The sequence below is a fragment of the Curtobacterium sp. CFBP9011 genome (assembly GCF_034045095.1).
Taxonomy (GTDB): domain Bacteria; phylum Actinomycetota; class Actinomycetes; order Actinomycetales; family Microbacteriaceae; genus Curtobacterium.
In genome coordinates this window covers 138,339-156,487 of sequence record NZ_JAXCWN010000001.1, presented here as the reverse complement: position 1 = coordinate 156,487, position 18,149 = coordinate 138,339, and the positions used below count along the sequence as shown (strand labels likewise).

The following is an 18,149-nucleotide window of genomic DNA, read 5'->3' as shown; positions in this document are numbered from 1 at the left end:
CGGCAGCCCGCCGGGGCCGACCCGCGCCTCCAGTCCGACACCGTCAGATTGTCGCGACGCGCTCCTCGACGACGGCCAGGACGTCGGCCTGGAGGCGCTGGGACGCCCGCCAGTCACCCGCCACCTCGAGCGCGTGGTCGGCCTGGTCGACGGTCTGGAGGCGCGCCCGCGTCCCACGCACCAGTTCCGGCCGCCAGACGGGATCCGCGGATCCGCCGAGCGAGAAGTGCGCGCCATCGGCAGCGGAGAGTGGGGAGCGCCGCGCGGGGTTCTCCATCTGTTCAGGGTAGGAGCGGGGGCACCACGCCGGGCCCGGTTCCGGTGATGTCGGTTCTCCGTGCAACGATCGATGGCGTGCTGAACTTCACCGCCATCGACTTCGAGACCGCGAACAACTCGCCCGCCAGCGCGTGTTCGGTCGGACTCGTCAAGGTGCGCGGCGGTCGTGTCGTCGACCGGGCCTCCTGGTTCATCCGCCCGCCGGCCGGGCACGACGACTTCCTGGAGTGGAACACCCGCATCCACGGGATCGTCCAGTCGGACGTGACACACGCCAAGTCGTGGGAGCAGCAGTACCCGGACCTGGTGGCGTTCGCGGAGGGTGACGTGTTGGTCGCGCACAACGCCCGGTTCGACATGGGCGTGATCGCCGGCGGGTGCGCGGCGACGGGCATCGAGATCGCTGAGCACCACTCGATGTGTTCGCTGCAGGTCGCCCGCAAGACCTACACCCTCGACTCGTACCGCCTGCCGATGGCCGCGATGGCCGCCGGGTTCTCGGGTTTCCAGCACCACGACGCCGCCGCCGACGCAGAGGCCTGCGCCGCGATCGTCGTGCACGCTGCCGGGTTCCACGGGGTGCCGACGGTCGAGGCCCTCGGTGCCGTGACCCGGGTGACGATCAACCCCGTGCGCGCCCGTGTCGAGAAGCCGAAGTCGGCCGCGCAGCCCCGGCTCTCGCGTCGTCCGATGGTCTTCTCCGACTGACGCTGTCCACGCTGCCCGGTGGTCCGGGTCGCTCGGCGGTCCGGGTCGCTCGGTGGTCCGGGTCGCTCGGCGGTCCGGGCCGCCGCCACGCCCGGTGGTCCGGGCCGCCGCCACGCCCGGTGGTATTGTCACGACAATCCGCCCGGCACAGGTGTTCGGGCTCGTTCTCCCCTGCGAAGGACCGCGATGACCAACGATGGCCAGCTGCCGTCCGACCTGTTCATGGACCTGGACCGGTCGGGGCCGATGCCGCTCTACCACCAGGTCGCCTCGCGCATCGAGGAGTCGATCCGCAACGGCGCGATGCCGCCCGGTGCCCGCCTGGAGAACGAGATCGCCCTCGGTGAGCGCCTCGGCCTGTCCCGCCCGACGATCCGCCGCGCCATCCAGGACCTCGTCGACAAGGGGCTGCTCGTCCGCCGTCGTGGCATCGGCACCCAGGTCGTGCACGGTCCGGTCACCCGCAAGGTCGAGCTGACCAGTCTGTACGACGACCTGACGCAGGGGTCGCAGCAGCCGACGACGAAGCTCCTCGACCGCTCCGACGTACCGGCCACCCAGGCGGTGGCCGAGGCTCTGGGCGTCGAGGTCGGGACCACCGTCGTGCACGTGCTCCGCGTCCGGTTCGCCGAGGACGTCCCGATGGCGGTGCTCGAGAACTACCTGCCGCCGGAGTTCGCCGACATCACCGACGAGGACCTCCGCGCCCACGGGCTGTACCAGCTGCTCCGGTCACGCGGGGTGACGATGCGGGTCGCGAAGCAGCGGATCGGTGCTCGTGCGGCGACGGACGACGAGGCCGGACTGCTCGAGATCGAGGACGGCGACCCGGTGCTGACGATGAGCCGCACGGCGTACGACGCCTCGGGTCGGGCGGTCGAGTACGGCCTGCACTGCTACCGGCCGGACCGGTACTCGTTCGAGGTCACGCTCGTCGACAAGTAGGGCCCGGCCGGCTGACGTCCGGCGTACCGGTCCGCTGGCGTCGGGGACGCCGAGCTGATCTGGCGTCGGAGATGCCGAGCTCAGCTGGCGTCGGGGACGCCGAGCTCGCCGGTCAGGTACTGGGCGCGACCGAAGCCGAACGACCAGTCCTGCGGACCGTTCTCGACGTACCCGATGAAGACGTCCTCGGACGCGACGCCGACCCCGGCGAGCGCGTCGTGGATCGCGGCGTAGAGCGCCTGCTTCGCCTCGTCGGACCGGCCGCGCTGGGTGAAGACCTGGATCATGACGACGCCCTCGGTCCGCTCGAAGCCCAGGCCGGCGTCCTGCGCGATGATCTGCGTCGCCGGGTGTTCGGTGATGACCTGGAAGCGGTCGCGCTCCGGGATCCCGTAGACGTCGACGATCGCCTGGTGGGTGGCGTCGGCGATCGCGCGGACCGCCTCGGGGGTGCGGCCGGTGGCGAGGTCGAATCGGACGAGCGGCATGGTGCCTCCTGCTTGTGGTTACTTTGTCAGGACATACTACCGCACCAGTCGTGGCGCTCGCGATCCGGACAGTGACGCGCCACCAGACGACGGTGGTCCGTCTGGTCAGATCACCGGAGTCGGGACGTCGGAGGTCAGCGGTCCGTCGACGCGCGCCACCTCATGCCACGCCCCGTCGGCGAGCGACGCTTCGGCCGCTTCCACGATCGACGCTGCCGCGAGCCCGTCCGCCACCGACGGCGCGAGCTGCCGGCCACTCCGGACGCTCGCCAGGAACTGCGCCGCCTCGATCGTCTTCAGGTCGTCGTACCCCATCGCGGTGCCGGCGCCCGGTTGGAAGCGGGCGAACTCACCGTCCCCGGGCGCGACGTAGACGGTCGTGTAGCCAGCGACCTCCTGCCCGTCGAGGCAGACCTGCAGTTCGTTCATCCGTTGGAAGTCCCATCGGATCGACCCGGCGGTGCCGTAGACCTCGATCGTGTACTCAGCGTGCGGGCCGTGCATGACGCGGCTGGAGTCCATCGTGCCGACCGCGCCGTCGTCGAAGCGGAAGAGCAGGGCGGCGTAGTCCTCGTTCTCGACGGGCTTGCGGTCGCCGGTCGCGGCAGCACTGCGGTCGACGATCCCCGCGCCGGGGAGCGGTCGCTCGGTGATGAACGTCTCGCCGAGTGCGGTGACGCTCGCGATCCGGCCGACCAGGTACTGCGCCAGGTCGAGGCCGTGCGAGAGCAGATCGCCGAGGACACCCGAACCGGCGCGTTCCCGTTCGAACCGCCAGGTCAGCGGGGCAGCTGGGTCGGACGAGTAGTCGGCGAGCAGGGAGCCACGGACGTTCGTGATCCGTCCGAGTCGCCCGCTGCGGACGAGCTCGCGGGCGCGTTCGACCGCGGGTGCGTGTCGGTAATTGAACCCGACGCTCGTGATGACCCCGGCCCGTTGGACGGCCTCGTGGATGTCGCGGGAGTCGCTGGCGTACCGGCCCATCGGCTTCTCGATCCAGAACGGTTTGCCGGCCCGCGCTGCGGCGACCGCCATCTCACGGTGCAGGAAGTTCGGTGAGCAGATCGAGACGACGTCGACGTCCGGGTCGGCGAGGACCTCGTGCCAGTCGGCCACGGCACGTTCGTACCCGAGCCGTTCCGTGGCCTGCTCGCGGGCTTCCGGAACCGGATCGGCCGCGACCACCAGGCGTGGGCGGAGCCCGAGTTCCGGGAAGTGGTCCGGCAGCGCCCGGTACGCGCGGGAGTGCAGGCGCCCCATCCACCCGACCGAGATGAGGCCGACCCCGATCGTGTCCATGACCATCGGCGTCGCCCTACTCGGCCGGGACGATGATGTCGCGGACGAGGGCGTCGAGCTTCGCGTCGGCGTCCAGGAACTGCCGCAGCGTCTTGACCGTGGCGCCGAACCGGTCGAACTCGTCGATGGTCATGCCGTCGACGTCGTGGCCGCGGGCGAACTCCGGCGTCGCCCGGCGGAGGGCGTCGACGACGTGTGGCGGGACCTCGTCGTCGATGGCGTCGGGGCGGAACGGGAACGCGTTGTCGTTGATGTCCTTCGTCCACTGGAACGGCGGCGACACGACGAGGTCGCCGCCCTGGAACTCCGACCACTGCAGCGCGTTGCGGAAGGCCGCGACGAGGACCCGCGAGCGGAACCCGCGCTCCTGGAACACCTGGTACGCGTTCTTCACCGCGGCGACGCCGGCCCACTCCAGGTACCCGGGGTCGATCATGACGTGGTCGCGCGCGACGACGGTCTTCAGCCAGTCGTCCAGCCGACCGGCCATCAGCGTGACGACGTGTCCGAACTCCTGCTCGGGCAGGCCGTCGGCGACGCGACGGTCGAGGGCGCGCTCGATGGCCTCACCGACGGCGACGACCTGGGCCACCGTGAACGAGACGGTCGCGTTGATCGAGACACCTCGGTAGGCGGCTTCCTCGATGGCCGCGATGCCGACCTTCGTTGCGGGGATCTTCACGATGATGTTCGGCGCGAGGCCCGAGAACCGCACCGCCTGCTCCACGAGGGCGTCGCGGTCGCGGTGCAGACGCGGATCCGTCTGCATCGAGAGCCGACCGTTGCGGCCACCCGAGGCCTCGAACGCCGGCAGCAGCTGCGCGGCGGCGTTGACCGAGAGCTCCTCGACCGCCATCCACCCGAGTGCCGACTCCCCCGCGGTCGGGTGCTCCTCGGCGAGCTGTCGGATGCGCGGCACCCACACCTCGGGGTCCTGCTGGATGCACGTGTAGGCGATGACCGGGTTGCAGGTCGCTCCGACCGCCCCGTACTCAGCTATCGCCGTCGCCAGCTCGTGCGGGTCGGCCGAGTCGTTCCACAGCGCCGTCGGGGTCTGTTCCGTCGCCTGCAGGGTGACCGCACGGGTGTCGACCACGGCCGCCCCTCGGGTCTCGAGTGTGCTCGTCATCGGTGGAGTCCCTTCGTGATCTGGTCGAGCTGGAACCGCGACACCGCGTCGGCGTTCTCGTCCTCGGCGAAGACGCTCGACACGGCGACCGTGTCCTCGCGGCCAGAGAACCCGACGCGGTCGAGCGCACGCCAGAACGCGTCGAAGTCGACGTCGCCCTGCCCGACCGGCAGGTGCTGGTGGACACGGACCGGGTTGCCCGGCGGGTTCGTGATGTAGCGGAGGCCGTGCGAACGACGGTGGTCGTAGGCGTCGGCGACGTGGATCAACTGCAGCGAGTCACCGGCGGCGTCGATGACCGCGTCCATGTCATCGCCGTAGTGGAAGGTGTGGCAGGCGACGTAGACGAACCCGATGTTCTTCGAGTTGAGCCCGCGGATCACCCGGAGTGCCTCGAGCCCGTCCTCGACGAAGTCGTCGGGGTGCGGGTCGATCAGCACCCGGAGGTCCGCGTCCTCGATGATCGGCAGCAGTTCCTCCATCGCCCAGTAGAACTGCGCCTCGGAGTCCTCGGCACGCTCCGGACGACCGGAGAACTCGGTGTTGATGGTGTCGACGCCGAGTCGCTTGGTGATCTCGATGACCCGCTTCCACTGCTTGACGGCGGTCTCACGCGTCTCACGGTCGGGCCCGGACCAGCGGAGCACCGGCAGGACGGACGCCACCTGGACTCCGGCGTCGGCACAGGCGGCCGCGAACGCGTCGACCAGGTCGTCGTCCGCCTTCGGGTGCCGGTGGAACGGGATGAAGTCCCGGTGCGGCGTCAGCTGCAGGTACTCGTAGCCGAGGTCGGCGACCTTCCGCGGGAACTCCAGCAGACCCAGGTCGTGGTGGAACGGGGTCGGGTCGAGCGCGATCTTCGGCACGGACTACACCCCGGTCAGCGCGTCGGCTGTCGCGTCGGCCGCTGCCGTCGAGTCGGCCGCTGCCGTCGCCGCGTAGAAGGCCGGCTTCGTCACCGCGTACTCGACGTGCTCGGTCGCGCCGGACTGCTGCGCGCGGACCGCGACCTCCGCGACGACGGATGCGGTGTAGCCGTCCCAGGCGCTCGGGCCGTCGATGCCGCCGTCGCGAGCCGCGTCCACCCAGCGCTGCACCTCTTCGTCGTAGGCCGCGGCGAACCGTTCCTTGAACGACGGCGTGACGCCCTGCCCGGAGACCCCGGCGGACACGATCGTCTGCGAGGTGTCGCGACCGATGTAGGCGACGCCGGACTCGAACACGGCGTCGGTGGTGACCTGGTAGCCGAACTGGGCGTTCACGTTGATCTCGACGATCGCCATCGTCCCGGACTCGGTGGTGAACAGCACGAACTGCGGCTCGGGCAGGTCGGCCGGGGCCAGCGAGTTCTTCCGCGGCTTCTTGACCTCGACACTCGTGATCGCCTCACCCGTCAGGAACGGGATGATGTCGATCTCGTGGATCACCGAGTCGTGGATGAGCATCGACTCGCTGAAGTTCGGCGGGGTCGTCGGGTTCCGGTGGGCGTGGTGCAGGGCGAGCAGCGCGCCGTTCGCGCCCGACTCACGCAGGGCCTTGAGCTCCTGGTACCCGCTGTCGAAGCGGCGCATGAACCCGACCTGGATGATCGGCCGCCTGGCGTGCTCCTGCTCGAGCTCCACGATGCGCAGGCTGTCCTCGGCGCTGGTCGTGAGCGGCTTCTCGCAGAGGACGGCGAGGCCCCGCTCGAGCGCGGTCACCAGGATCGGCTCGTGCAGGAACCCGGGGGTCGCGATGATGACGCCGTCGATCTCAGTGGCGTCGAGCGCCTCTTCGAAGGAGGCCGCGGTGATCGCCCCCGGCGCCAGGGCCGCAGCGGCAGCGGCCCGGCTGCCATCCGGTTCGACGACCGCGACGACGTCGGCGTTCGAGATCTTGGCGGTGATGCGGCGGACGTGGTCGGCGCCCATCATGCCGGCGCCGACGACGGCGACGCGGAGGTTCTGCGTGGTGGTCATGGTGTTCTTCTCCTGGGGTTGCTGACGCTGCGTGGACGGCGCGTCAGGAGGCGCGCGCGGCGGAGGTGGCGCCGAAGATGTGCTGGAAGGTGCGCTCGGCGATCGGGCCCGGAGCATCGACCGAGCAGCCGTACATGTCCTGCTCGACGATCCCGAAGACCTCGGGGTTGATCGCGGCCACGGCCTCGATGATCGGGGCGAGTTCCGGGGTGCCGTGCGGCGGCTCGGTCATGATGCCCTGCGCCACGGCGGTCGCGAACGGCACGTCGTTCTTCAGCACGTCGAACAGCAGGTCGGTGTCGACCTGCTTGAGGTGCAGGTAGCCGATGCGCTCCGGGTGGGCGGCGATGAGCTTGAGGTTGTCGCCGCCGTAGTACGCGAAGTGCCCGGTGTCGAGGCAGAGGTTCGTGTACTCGGGGTTCGTGACCTCCAGGAACCGCACGGTCTCCTTGTACGTCCCGACGTGGCTGTCGGCGTGGGTGTGGAACTGCTGGTGCACGCCGTACTCCTCGAGCAGCGCCTTGCCCAGCTGGTCGTGCCCGCGGCCGAGTCGCTCCCACTGCTCGTCGGTGAGCGTTCGGGCCTCGAGCACCTCTTCGGTGGCGTCGGAGCGCCAGAGGTCCGGGATCGTCACCAGGTGCTGGGCGCCCAGCTTCGCCGCCAGGCCCGCGACGGCGACCGCCTGGTCCCAGGCACGCTGGAACTGGTCCTCGCCCTTGTGGAACCCGGTGAACACGGTGCCCGCCGAGAGCTTGAGCCCGCGGGACTCGAGCTCGTCGGACAGCTGCGACGGGTCGGTCGGCAGGTACCCGTACGGTCCGAGCTCGATCCACTCGTACCCGGCAGCGGCGGCTTCGTCGAGGAAGCGCTGCCACGGGACCTGGTCCGGGTCGTCGGGGAACCACACGCCCCAGGAGTCCGGGGCGGTGCCGATGCGGATCGAGGCGGGCGCCGCGTCGGTGGCGGGGGTGCCGATGGGGGTGGCGGTGTCGGTCATGACGTCGCTGTCGCTTTCTGTCTCGGATCGGGTTCAGCCGAGCAGCGGACGCTGCGCGGCGACCTGCTGCTCGTACTCGGCGCGGGCGGCCTGGGTGCTGGGGAGGGTGGCGGTCTGCGCGACCGGCACGTCCCACCAGCCGTCGCCCTCGGGCGCGTAGACCAGTGGGTCGGAGTTGATGTGGACGAGGGTGGTGTGGTCGTTCGCCTTCGCCTGACGGACCGCTGCCGTGAGGTCGGCGATGCTGTCCGGGCCGGGTTGGACCTCGATCACGTCGACGCCGTAGGACCGGGCGTTGGCTGCCAGGTCGACCGGCAGCGGCTCGCCGTCCTCGAACGACCGGGTCTCGTCCAGGTAGCGGTACTTCGTGCCGTAGCGCTCCGAGCCGACGGTCTCCGACAGGTGGCCGATCGACGCGTACCCGTGGTTCTGGATGAGCACGACGATGATCTTGATGCCCTCGGCGACCGCGGTCACGAGCTCGGTGTGCAGCATCAGGTACGAGCCGTCACCGACCATGACGATCGCGTCGCGGTCCGGGGCCCCACGGCGGACGCCGATGCCGCCGGCGATCTCGTAGCCCATGCACGAGAACGCATACTCGACGTGGTAGCCGAGCGCATCGCGGACCCGCCAGAGCTTGTGCAGGTCACCGGGCAACGACCCTGCGGCCTGGATGACCACGTCACGTGGGTCGCTGGCCGCCTGGACGGCGCCGATGATCTCGGCCTGTCCGGGCAGTTCGGCCCTCGACGGCGTGAACGCGTCGTCGACGACGGCGTCCCACTCCCGCTTCCGGCCCCGGACCTCGGCGGCGTAGCCGGCGTCGACCGCGTACGACGCATCGGTGGTGAGCACCGTCGTCAGCGCGACCAGGGCCTCCCGGGCGTCGGCGATCACCGGCAGCTGCGTGCCGTGCTTGTAGGCGTCGAAGGACGCCACGTTGACGTTGACGAAGGTGACGTCCGGGTCCTGGAAGGCCGTGCGTGACGCGGTCGTGAAGTCGCTGTAGCGCGTGCCGATGCCGATCACGACGTCGGCCTGCGCCGCGACGGCGTTGGCGGCGGCGGTGCCGGTCGCGCCGATGCCGCCGAGGTACTGCGGGTGGTCCCAGACCAGCGATCCACCGCCGGCCTGCGAGGTGCCGACCGGGATCCCGGTGGCCTCCACGAAGCGGCGGAGCTCGTCCTCGGCACCGGAGTAGAGGACACCGCCACCCGCCACGATGACCGGACGCTTCGCCTGCCGGATCGCCGCGACGGCACGATCGAGCGGACCGGTCTCGGGCAGTGGGCGGCGGATGTGCCACTCACGGGGCTGCAGGAACGCGACCGGGACGTCGAGCTGTTCGGCCTGCACGTCCTCGGGCAGGGCGATCGTCACCGCACCCGTCTCGGCCGGGTCGGTGAGGACCCGCATCGCCTGGAGTGCGATCGAGAAGAGCTGCTCCGGGCGGACCACCCGGTCGAAGAAGCGCGAGAGCGGTCGGAACGCGTCGGTCACCTGGATCGAGGTGTCGTGCGGCATCTCGATCTGCTGCAGCACCGGGTCCGTGGTGCGCGTGGCGAAGGTGTCCGACGGCAGCAGCAGCGCCGGCAGCCGGTTCGTCGTGGCGAGCGCCGCCGCGGTGAGCATGTTGGCGGCACCGGGCCCGACCGAGGCGGTGGCGGCGAAGGTCGCGCGACGGCGGTGCATCCGCGCGAACCCGACGGCCTCGTGCACCATCGCCTGCTCGTTGCGGGCCTGGTGGTACGGCAGCAGTCCGGGGTGTTCGACGTGGAGCTGCTTGATCGCCTGCCCGAGTCCGGCGACGTTGCCGTGCCCGAAGATGCCGAAGATGCCCGGGATCGTGCGCTCGCGGACGTCGCCGTCCACCGTCCACTGGTTGGCCAGGAACTCGACGAGCGCCTGGCCGACGGTCATGCGACGGGTCGTGGTGGTGGTCACACGTGCTCCTTGAGGTAGGGCAGGCGGGGGTCGAGGGACTCGGACTCCCAGAGCTGACGGACCCACCCGTGGGCGGGGTCGTCGGTGATGTTCCAGACGCGTTCCGGTCCGGGTCCGGCCATCACGTTGAGGTAGTACATGTCGTAGCCCGGAGCCGCGACCGCGGGGCCGTGCCAGCCGTACGGCACCAGGGCGACGTCGCCGGTCCGGACCTGGCGGAACTCGTCGATCGGTCGGTCGTCCGAGGCCGAGGTCCGGTGCAGCGCGAACGGGTCGGCGGCGTCCGGGGCGACGTGCTCGGAGCCGCGGGCGACGGCGGACTCGTAGTAGTAGATCTCCTCGAGCTCGGATTCCTGACCGGGCCGTTCGGTGTCGTGCTTGTGCGCCGGCCACGAGGACCAGTTGCCCGCGGGGGTGATGACCTCGCACACGATCAACCGCGCGGCGTCGAGTGCCGCGGGGGTGCCGAAGTTGTGGACCTGCCGGCTCGACTGCCCGGCTCCCCGCAGTTCGACGGGCACGTCCTGCCGCGGGATGTACGTCGTGGGCTTGACCGTGTCGGTGGGGGCTTCGGCGACTGCGACACGACCGGTGCCGGTGATCACCGCGGCGGTGCCGGAGCCGAGGTACAGGACGTCCGTGGGGCCCTCGAACACGCTCGCGCGTCCCTCGAGCTCCTGCACGCCGCCGCCCGCCGTGACCGCGTCGCCGCCCGTCACCGCGTCGTCGTCCGTCACCGCGTCGTCGTACGTCACGGTGAAGCTGCCGGCGAGCGGCACCACGATCCGTTCGACGGCGCCGGCGGCCAGGCGGAGCGATCCGCCGTCGCGCAGCTCGCCCGTCCGGAGCCCGGTGTGCGCCCACCCCGGCACGCGCCCGTCGATCACGTCGGTCCAGCCGTCCTCCGGCCGGGACCCCCGTGGGTTGAACCAGTTGTCGGTCATCGTCGGATCAGCCGTTCGACGGGAAGCCGAGGTCGACGCCGCCGTGCGACGGGTCGAGCCACCGGGAGGTGATCGCCTTCTGCCGTGTGAAGAAGCTGACGCCGTCCGCGCCGTACGCCTTGTGGTCACCGAACAGCGAGTTCTTCCACCCGCCGAACGAGTAGTAGGCCACCGGCACCGGGATCGGGACGTTGATGCCGATCATGCCGACCTGCACGTCGCGCTGGAACCGTCGGGCGGCCCCGCCGTCGTTCGTGAAGATCGCCGTGCCGTTGCCGTACGCGCCACCGTTGATCAGCGCCAGTCCTTCTTCGTATGACTCCACGCGGACGACGCTCAGCACCGGGCCGAAGATCTCCTCGGTGTAGACGCGGCTCGACGTCGGCACCTTGTCGATCAGCGTCGGGCCGAGCCAGAAGCCGTTCTCGTCCCCGTCGGGACGGACGGTGCGGCCGTCCACCACGATGACCGCACCGTCCTGCTCTGCGACCTCGATGTACGAGGCGACCTTGTCGCGGTGCTGCTCGGTGACGAGCGGCCCCATGTCGCAGCCGCGGCGACCGTCACCGATGCGCAGCGTGGCGGCCCGTTCGGTGATCTTCGCGATGAGCTCGTCGGCGACGGGTTCCACTGCGACGACGACCGAGATCGCCATGCAGCGCTCACCGGCGGAACCGAATCCCGCGTTGATCGCGTTGTCCGCGACCAGGTCCAGGTCGGCGTCGGGCAGCACGAGCATGTGGTTCTTGGCACCGCCGAGGGCCTGGACGCGCTTGCCGTGTTTCGTCCCGGTCTCGTAGACGTACTGCGCGATCGGCGTCGACCCGACGAACGAGATCGACTCGACGTCGGGGCTGGTCAGGAGTCCGTCGACCGCGACCTTGTCGCCGTTCAGGACCGTGAAGACCCCGGCCGGCAGTCCGGCTTCGGTGAACTTCGACGCCAGCCAGATGGCCGCGGACGGGTCCTTCTCGCTCGGCTTCAGCACGACGGTGTTGCCGGCGGCGATGGCGATCGGCAGGAACCAGAGCGGCACCATCGCCGGGAAGTTGAAGGGGCTGATGATGCCCACGACACCGAGCGGCTGGCGGATCGAGTAGACGTCGATACCGGTCGACACCTGGTCGGAGTACTCGCCCTTGAGCAGCTGCGGGATGCTCGTCGCCAGCTCGACGACCTCTTGCCCGCGGGCGATCTCGCCCATCGCGTCGGAGACCACCTTGCCGTGCTCGCTCGTGATGATCTCGGCCAGCTCGGCCTTGTCGCGGTTCAGGATCTCGCGGAACGAGAACATGATCTGCTGCCGCTTGCTCAGCGACAGCTCGCTCCACGCCGGGAACGCCGCCTTGGCGCTGGCGATCGCTGCCTGCACCTCGCGCTCGTCGGCGAGCGCGACCTGCTTCGTCACGATCCCGCGGGCCGGGTCGTACACGGGCGCGGTCCGGCCGGAGGTCGAGGGGACGTGGGCGCCGTCGATCCAGTGCCCGACGGTCGCGCCGTCGGTCGGGTCGCCGGTGGTCGTGGTGGGGGCGCTCGTGGTGGTCATGCGTTGCTTCCTTCCGAGACGGGCTCGTTCATGCTCGCGGAGCCGACGGGGCCCGTGGGGGCGTCGTGCAGGTCGGTGGACAGATCGCGGGAGGGCGTCCCCCTGTGGACGAGCCCCGCGGCCACGTCGACCGCACCCGCCACGTCGTCGTCCGACGGGTAGAGGAGGGTCCGACCGACGACGAGCCCACGGACGCCCGGCAGGGCGAGGGCATCGGCCCACTTGGCGTACGTCTCGAGCGGACGGGACGCCGGGTCGCCGCCGAGCAGGAGCGTCGGCAGCGTCGTCGCGGCCATCACGCGCTCCATGTCGTCGACGACGGGGATCTTCAACCAGCTGTAGGCGCTCGATTCCCCCAGGCCGGCGGCGATCGCCATCGAGGTGATCACGGCCTCGGCCGACAGGTCGTTCACGACGCTGCCGCCGCGGTGCTCGGACATGAACGGCTCGAGCATGATCGGCAGGCGGCGCGCGGCGGCTTCGGTCACGGCCTTGGCGGTGGCCTCGAGCGTCGGCGCGGTGCCGGCGTCGGACAGGGCCACGCGGATGAGCAGCTTCGCGAAGTCGAACCCGGAGTCGGCGATCGACGCGGCCGAGTACGCCGTGTACCGGTCGTCCATCTCGAAGGTCGCACCGCGGAGTCCACCCCGGTTCATCGAGCCCACGACCACCTTGCCGTCGAGCGCGCCGAGGAGCGCCAGGTCCTCGAGGATGTCGGGCGTCCCGAGCACCCCGTCGACACCGGGTCGGCCGAGGGCGACGACGAGCCGCTCCAGCAGGTCGTAGCGGTTGGCCATCGCGGACGGGTCGTCCCGCACCGCGAGCGCACCGCGGGCGGGGTGGTCCGCAGCCACGATGAAGAGCTTGCCGTCCTCGCCCAGGAGGGGGCGCCTCCGTCGCGAGGCGAGGATCGAGGCGATCCGCTCGGGGTGACCAGCGCGGGTGTCGCGCAGGCGGTCGAAGTCGGAACTGGTCAGCTCAGGCATGGAGAGCCTCCTCGGCGTTGGTTCCCTCGGTGTCGGTCCCCTCGGCGTTGGTTCCCTCGGTCGCCGTGCCCTGAGTCGGGTTGCCCCGCAGGAAGGCGTCGATCTCGTCGCTCGTCGGCATCGCCGTCGAGCACTCGAAGCGGGTGGCGACGATCGCGCCGGCCGCGTTGGCGAACGACAGGACCCGCTCGAGTCCCCAGCCCTGCAGCAGCCCGTGCGTGAGCGCGCCGCCGAACCCGTCGCCGGAACCGAGGCCGTTGACCACGTCGACGCGGTGCGGACGGACCTCGACGAACTCGTCGCGCGTCTTCGCCAACACGCCCTTCGGTCCCTGCTTGACGATCGCGATCTCGACCCCACGCTCCAGAAGCGCGTCCGCGGCGCGCACCGGGTCGGTCTCCCCCACGGCGACCTCGCACTCCTCGCGGTTGCCGACCGCGACGGTCGCGTGCTCGAGGGCGACGGCGACCTCGCGGGTCGCGGCGGCGGGCGTCGACCAGAACATCGAGCGGTAGTCCAGATCCAGCACGGTGTGCACCTTGGTGGCGTGCTCGGAGGCACTCCGGGCCGCGTAGGCGACGTGGTGCGCGGTCCGGCTCGGCTCTTCGCTGAGCCCGGTGACGGTGGTCCAGAAGACGCGGGCCCGTTCGATCTCGTGCAGCGGCAGGCTCTTCGCCGTGATCATCAGGTCCGGCGCCTTCGGAGCGCGGTAGAAGTAGAGCGGGAAGTCGTCCGGCGGGAAGACCTCGCAGAACGCGACCGGCGTGTTCAGACCGTCGACCGTGGCGACGAAGTCGTTGGCGACTCCGAACTCGGGGAGCGTCCGGGCGATGTACCGGCCGAACGGGTCGTTGCCGGTGCGGGTGATGACGGCGGTGTCTGCACCGTGCCGGGCCGCCGCGATCGCGACGTTCGTGGCGCTGCCACCCACCGACTTCGAGAACGTCTCGACGTCTTCGAGGGGGCCGGTCTGCTGCGGGTAGATGTCGACGCTGACGCGTCCCATCGTGATCACGTCGTAGGCGTGCGGTGCTTCGATCGTCATGCGACAGCAGGACCTTCCGTGCGGCTTCATCGTCGGACGAGCACGACTGTACACGACGCTTGGCCTAATGTCATGACATGGTTCGATCGGCCGTCCTGTCGCGGTGGTCTGTCCCCGCTCGGCGCGGTCACGGACGGGAGGCGCGGTGTCGGTGGGTCCTGCCAGGGTCGCGTCATGCAGATCCTCGCCCTGGTCATCGGCCTCGTGCTCGGCGCCCTCGTCGGCGCACTCGTCGCGTGGACACTCGCCAAGTCGCGCGCCGGGGTCGACGCCGCGGTCGCCCGAGCCACGGCCGAGGCGCTCCGGTCCCAGCTCGAGGAGTCACGGAACGACGCCGACGGACGGCTCGACGCGCAGGACACGCAGTACCGCCGGCAGGTCGACTCCCTCGAACGCCGAGCGGCCGAGCTCGAGCACCTGGTGCAGCGTCTGCACGGCGCGGAGTCCGCTCGGGCGCAGGACGAGTCGAAGGTCCTGACGGCTCTGAGCCCGGTCGCCGACACCCTGCAGGTCATGCGCGAGAAGATCGCTGAACTCGAACGCTCCCGCAGCGAGCAGTACGGCGCGATCTCCGCCCAGCTCCGGTCCGCGGCCGAGTCGGAGGAACGCCTGCGCGCCACCGCCGAGACGCTCGCCGGCGCACTTTCCTCGAACAGCACGCGCGGGGTCTGGGGCGAGACGCAGCTGCGCAACGTGGTCGAGGCCGCCGGACTGCTTGAACGCGTCGACTTCGACGTGCAGTCCGCCGTGACGACCTCCGCCGGCGCCGCTCGTCCGGACATGATCGTGCACCTGCCCGGCGGCAAGTCGATCGCCGTCGACGCGAAGGTGCCGTTCGCCGCGTACCTGCAGGCCTCCGAGATCCCGGCGAGCGCCACGGGAGCCGAAGCCGCCCGTCGTGAGCAGCTGATGGCCCAGCACGTCAAGGCGCTCCGGGCACACGTCGACGCCCTGGCTGCGCGGGAGTACTGGTCCGGCTACGACGCCTCACCGGAGCTGACGGTCGCGTTCATCCCGTCCGAGTCGCTCATCGCCAGTGCCCTGGCCGCCGACCCGGGGCTGCTCGACCACGCGTTCCGGAAGCGTGTGGCGCTCGCCTCCCCCGTCACCCTGTGGTCGGTGCTGAAGACCGTCGCGTTCTCGTGGCAGCAGGACGTCGTCACGCAGGAGGCGCGCGAGCTCTTCACGATCGCCCGCGAACTGCACGGGCGTCTGGCGACGATGGCCACCCACGTGGACAAGCTCGGCCGGTCGATCCGGGGCAGCGTCGTCGACTACAACCGCTTCGTGGGGTCGCTCGAGCGGCAGGTGCTGCCGAGTGCGCGGCGGCTGTCGCTGCTCGACGAGTCGAAGGTGATCGCGGACCCGGCGAGCATCGAGGACGAGCCGCGGCTGTTGACCGCGCCGGAACTCGTCAGCGCGACCGAGGACTGAGCGCGGCCGCCGCCCGCGGCGTCAGCGGGTCCCGCACAACAGGAACCCGCCCGAACCACGGGATGCCGTGGTCCGAGCGGGTTCCTGTTGTGCACAGCCGATCGGCACCGGACAATCCGGCGCCGTCAGCTCAGCGGATCAGAACCACTTCTCGGCGCGGTGGTCCGCCTGGATGCGACGGATGGTGTTCGAGCGCGACCGCAGCACGAGCGAGTCGGTGTGGATGACGCCCCGCGACCGACGGACACCGTCGACGAGCACGCCGTCGGTGACACCGGTGGCGACGAAGAACGTGTTGTCGCCGGTCACCAGGTCGTCCTGGTCGAGGACCTTGTCCAGGTCGTGGCCGGCGGCGATGGCGCGCTCGCGCTCTTCGTCGTCCTTCGGCTGGAGCTTGCCGAGCAGGACTCCACCGAGCGCCTTGATCGCGCACGCGGTGATGATGCCCTCCGGGGTGCCGCCGACGCCGACGCACATGTCGATCGCCGAGCCGGGGAGAGCCGCCGCGATGCCGCCGGCGACGTCACCGTCGAGGAGCAGTCGGGTGCCGGCACCCGTCGCGCGGATGGCGCGGATGAGTTCGTCGTGACGCGGACGGTCGAGCACGGCGACGACCATGTCCTCGAGGTCCTTGCCCTTGGCCTTCGCCAGCGCACGGATGTTGTCGCCGATCGGCTTGTCGAGGTCCAGGACACCGCGACCCTCGGGGCCCGCGGCGATCTTGTCCATGTAGAAGACGGCGGACGGGTCGTACATCGAGCCGCGGTCGGACACGGCCATGACCGAGATGGCGTTCTGGCGGCCGGCGGCGGTGAGCGAGGTGCCGTCGATCGGGTCAACCGCGATGTCGCAGGCCGGGCCGTGGCCGTTGCCGACGTGCTCGCCGTTGTAGAGCATCGGGGCGTTGTCCTTCTCGCCCTCGCCGATGACGACCACGCCGTCGAAGTTCACGGTGCCGAGGAACTTGCGCATCGCGTCCACCGCGGCGCCGTCGGCGAGGTTCTTCTCACCCCGGCCGACCCACGGCTGGGCACGGATCGCGGCAGCCTCCGTCGCGCGGACGAGCTCGAGCGCGAGGTTGCGGTCGGGCTGGAGGAACAGGGAGCCGGTCTCAGTCGTGGGAGTCACACCCCCCAGCGTACCGAGCGCCGACCGTCCGGCCTCCCCGGCGGACGGATGTGCAGAACGTGATCCGTCCACAGGCACCCGCGACACCGAACGCGCACCGACCGGCCCTGACTAGCATCGAACAGGACATCACCGAAGAAGTCGAAGGAGATCCCAGTGCCCATCGCAACGCCGGAACAGTACGCCGAGATGATCGACCGCGCGAAGGCCGGGAAGTTCGCCTACCCCGCGGTCAACGTGTCGTCCTCGCAGACCATCAACGCGGTCCTCCAGGGGCTGACCGAGGCGGGCTCCGACGGCATCATCCAGGTCACGACCGGCGGTGCCGACTACTTCGCCGGCCAGACCGTGAAGAACCGCGCCGCCGGTGCCCTCGCGATGGCGGCCTTCGCGCACGAGGTCGCGAAGAACTACCCGATCACCGTCGCGCTGCACACGGACCACTGCCCGAAGGACGCGCTCGACGGCTTCGTCCTGCCGCTCATCGCGGCCAGCGAGGAAGAGGTCCGTCAGGGCCGCAACCCGATCTTCCAGTCGCACATGTGGGACGGCTCGGCCGTGCCGCTCGACGAGAACATCGAGATCGCCAAGACGATGATCGAGAAGACGCGCAACATCAACGCCATCCTCGAGGTCGAGATCGGCGTCGTCGGTGGCGAAGAGGACGGCGTGCAGCACGAGGGCACGAACGACGCCCTCTACACGACCCCGAACGACGTCGAGCGCGTGGTCGAGGCACTCGGCATGGGCGACCACGGCCGCTGGATCGCCGCGCTGACGTTCGGCAACGTGCACGGCGTCTACAAGCCGGGCAACGTCAAGCTGCGTCCTGAGCTCCTCGGCGAGATCCAGGACGCCATCGCGCAGAAGCACGGCACCGGTCAGAACCCGCTCGACCTCGTCTTCCACGGCGGCTCCGGCTCGACCGACGACGAGATCCACGAGGCCGTCCGCAACGGCGTCATCAAGATGAACATCGACACGGACACGCAGTACGCGTTCACCCGCTCGATCGCCGGCTCGATGTTCTCGAACTACGAAGGCGTCCTGAAGCTCGACGGCGAGGTCGGCAACAAGAAGCAGTACGACCCGCGTGCCTGGGGCAAGGTCGCCGAGTCCGCGATGGCCGCTCGTGTCGTCGAGGCCACGAAGGTCCTCGGGTCCGCGGGACAGTCCCAGAGCTGAGACCAGCGCAGCACTGAGACCAGCGCAGCGCTGAGTTCAACGCAGCACTGCGACCGGACGGGAGGCCCGGGGTCGCGTCCGTCGGACGCGCCCCCGGGCCTCCCGTCCGCCTGGGCGCACGCCCACTGCAC

17 protein-coding genes are annotated in these 18,149 nt (G+C 70.4%); 4 read left to right on the top strand and 13 right to left on the bottom strand.

Annotated elements, in window-relative coordinates:
- Window positions 1–43: 43 nt before the first annotated feature.
- On the bottom strand, window positions 44–277 hold the full coding sequence (locus SOM35_RS00760) for a hypothetical protein (RefSeq protein WP_320513925.1): 234 nt from the start codon (window positions 275–277) through the stop codon (window positions 44–46).
- Window positions 278–324: 47 nt separating this feature from the next.
- Here SOM35_RS00760 and SOM35_RS00755 point away from each other — a divergent pair, with 47 nt between their 5' ends.
- Window positions 325–987 carry an exonuclease domain-containing protein gene (locus SOM35_RS00755; protein WP_111075698.1) on the top strand — a complete coding sequence of 221 codons (663 nt, stop codon included), beginning with the start codon at window positions 325–327 and terminating at the stop codon, window positions 985–987.
- Between the two features lie 186 nt (window positions 988–1,173).
- Window positions 1,174–1,932, top strand: coding sequence for a GntR family transcriptional regulator (locus SOM35_RS00750; RefSeq protein ID WP_111075699.1), 759 nt, complete (start codon window positions 1,174–1,176; stop codon window positions 1,930–1,932).
- Between the two features lie 80 nt (window positions 1,933–2,012).
- On the opposite strand, the gene SOM35_RS00745 is transcribed toward SOM35_RS00750, so the two are convergent.
- The 11 genes from SOM35_RS00745 to iolC all read right to left on the bottom strand — a co-directional run bounded on the left by SOM35_RS00745 (window position 2,013) and on the right by iolC (window position 14,271).
- Entirely contained in the window at window positions 2,013–2,420 is a 408-nt protein-coding gene (locus SOM35_RS00745; protein ID WP_253467653.1) for a tautomerase family protein, read from the bottom strand.
- Between the two features lie 105 nt (window positions 2,421–2,525).
- Window positions 2,526–3,719, bottom strand: coding sequence for a Gfo/Idh/MocA family protein (locus tag SOM35_RS00740; protein ID WP_320514511.1), 1,194 nt, complete (start codon window positions 3,717–3,719; stop codon window positions 2,526–2,528).
- Between the two features lie 16 nt (window positions 3,720–3,735).
- Window positions 3,736–4,848: a transaldolase family protein gene (locus SOM35_RS00735; protein WP_320513921.1), complete on the bottom strand. Its 1,113-nt coding sequence runs from the start codon at window positions 4,846–4,848 to the stop codon at window positions 3,736–3,738.
- The gene (locus SOM35_RS00730) at window positions 4,845–5,714 is read right to left on the bottom strand and encodes a sugar phosphate isomerase/epimerase family protein (protein WP_320513920.1); all 870 of its coding nucleotides are present in this window, start codon (window positions 5,712–5,714) and stop codon (window positions 4,845–4,847) included. Before SOM35_RS00730 ends, SOM35_RS00735 begins: the two co-directional genes overlap by 4 nt.
- A 3-nt stretch (window positions 5,715–5,717) precedes the next feature.
- On the bottom strand, window positions 5,718–6,806 hold the full coding sequence (locus SOM35_RS00725; protein ID WP_320513919.1) for a Gfo/Idh/MocA family protein: 1,089 nt from the start codon (window positions 6,804–6,806) through the stop codon (window positions 5,718–5,720).
- 43 nt (window positions 6,807–6,849) lie between these two features.
- Window positions 6,850–7,803: a sugar phosphate isomerase/epimerase family protein gene (locus SOM35_RS00720; RefSeq protein ID WP_320513918.1), complete on the bottom strand. Its 954-nt coding sequence runs from the start codon at window positions 7,801–7,803 to the stop codon at window positions 6,850–6,852.
- Window positions 7,804–7,836: 33 nt separating this feature from the next.
- A complete protein-coding gene (gene iolD / locus SOM35_RS00715; RefSeq protein ID WP_320514510.1) occupies window positions 7,837–9,726 on the bottom strand; it encodes a 3D-(3,5/4)-trihydroxycyclohexane-1,2-dione acylhydrolase (decyclizing) in 1,890 nt (629 codons plus the stop codon).
- A gap of 20 nt (window positions 9,727–9,746) precedes the next feature.
- Window positions 9,747–10,694: a 5-deoxy-glucuronate isomerase gene (iolB, locus tag SOM35_RS00710; protein ID WP_320513917.1), complete on the bottom strand. Its 948-nt coding sequence runs from the start codon at window positions 10,692–10,694 to the stop codon at window positions 9,747–9,749.
- A gap of 7 nt (window positions 10,695–10,701) precedes the next feature.
- Window positions 10,702–12,240, bottom strand: coding sequence for a CoA-acylating methylmalonate-semialdehyde dehydrogenase (locus SOM35_RS00705; RefSeq protein ID WP_320513916.1), 1,539 nt, complete (start codon window positions 12,238–12,240; stop codon window positions 10,702–10,704).
- Window positions 12,237–13,226 carry a class I fructose-bisphosphate aldolase gene (locus tag SOM35_RS00700; protein ID WP_320513915.1) on the bottom strand — a complete coding sequence of 330 codons (990 nt, stop codon included), beginning with the start codon at window positions 13,224–13,226 and terminating at the stop codon, window positions 12,237–12,239. The genes SOM35_RS00705 and SOM35_RS00700 overlap by 4 nt, the downstream gene beginning before the upstream one ends.
- Window positions 13,219–14,271, bottom strand: a complete 1,053-nt coding sequence (gene iolC, locus SOM35_RS00695; RefSeq protein WP_320513914.1) for a 5-dehydro-2-deoxygluconokinase — start codon at window positions 14,269–14,271, stop codon at window positions 13,219–13,221. Before iolC ends, SOM35_RS00700 begins: the two co-directional genes overlap by 8 nt.
- Window positions 14,272–14,445: 174 nt before the next feature.
- Between iolC and SOM35_RS00690 the strand changes: the two genes are divergently transcribed.
- Window positions 14,446–15,705, top strand: a complete 1,260-nt coding sequence (locus tag SOM35_RS00690) for a DNA recombination protein RmuC (RefSeq protein WP_320513912.1) — start codon at window positions 14,446–14,448, stop codon at window positions 15,703–15,705.
- 138 nt (window positions 15,706–15,843) lie between these two features.
- Here the strand turns inward: SOM35_RS00690 and glpX are convergent, their stop codons facing one another.
- Window positions 15,844–16,833, bottom strand: a complete 990-nt coding sequence (gene glpX, locus SOM35_RS00685) for a class II fructose-bisphosphatase (protein ID WP_111075711.1) — start codon at window positions 16,831–16,833, stop codon at window positions 15,844–15,846.
- A 156-nt stretch (window positions 16,834–16,989) separates the two neighbouring features.
- Between glpX and fbaA the strand changes: the two genes are divergently transcribed.
- Window positions 16,990–18,018 carry a class II fructose-bisphosphate aldolase gene (fbaA, locus tag SOM35_RS00680; protein WP_111075712.1) on the top strand — a complete coding sequence of 343 codons (1,029 nt, stop codon included), beginning with the start codon at window positions 16,990–16,992 and terminating at the stop codon, window positions 18,016–18,018.
- The last annotated feature ends 131 nt before the right edge of the window (window positions 18,019–18,149 follow it).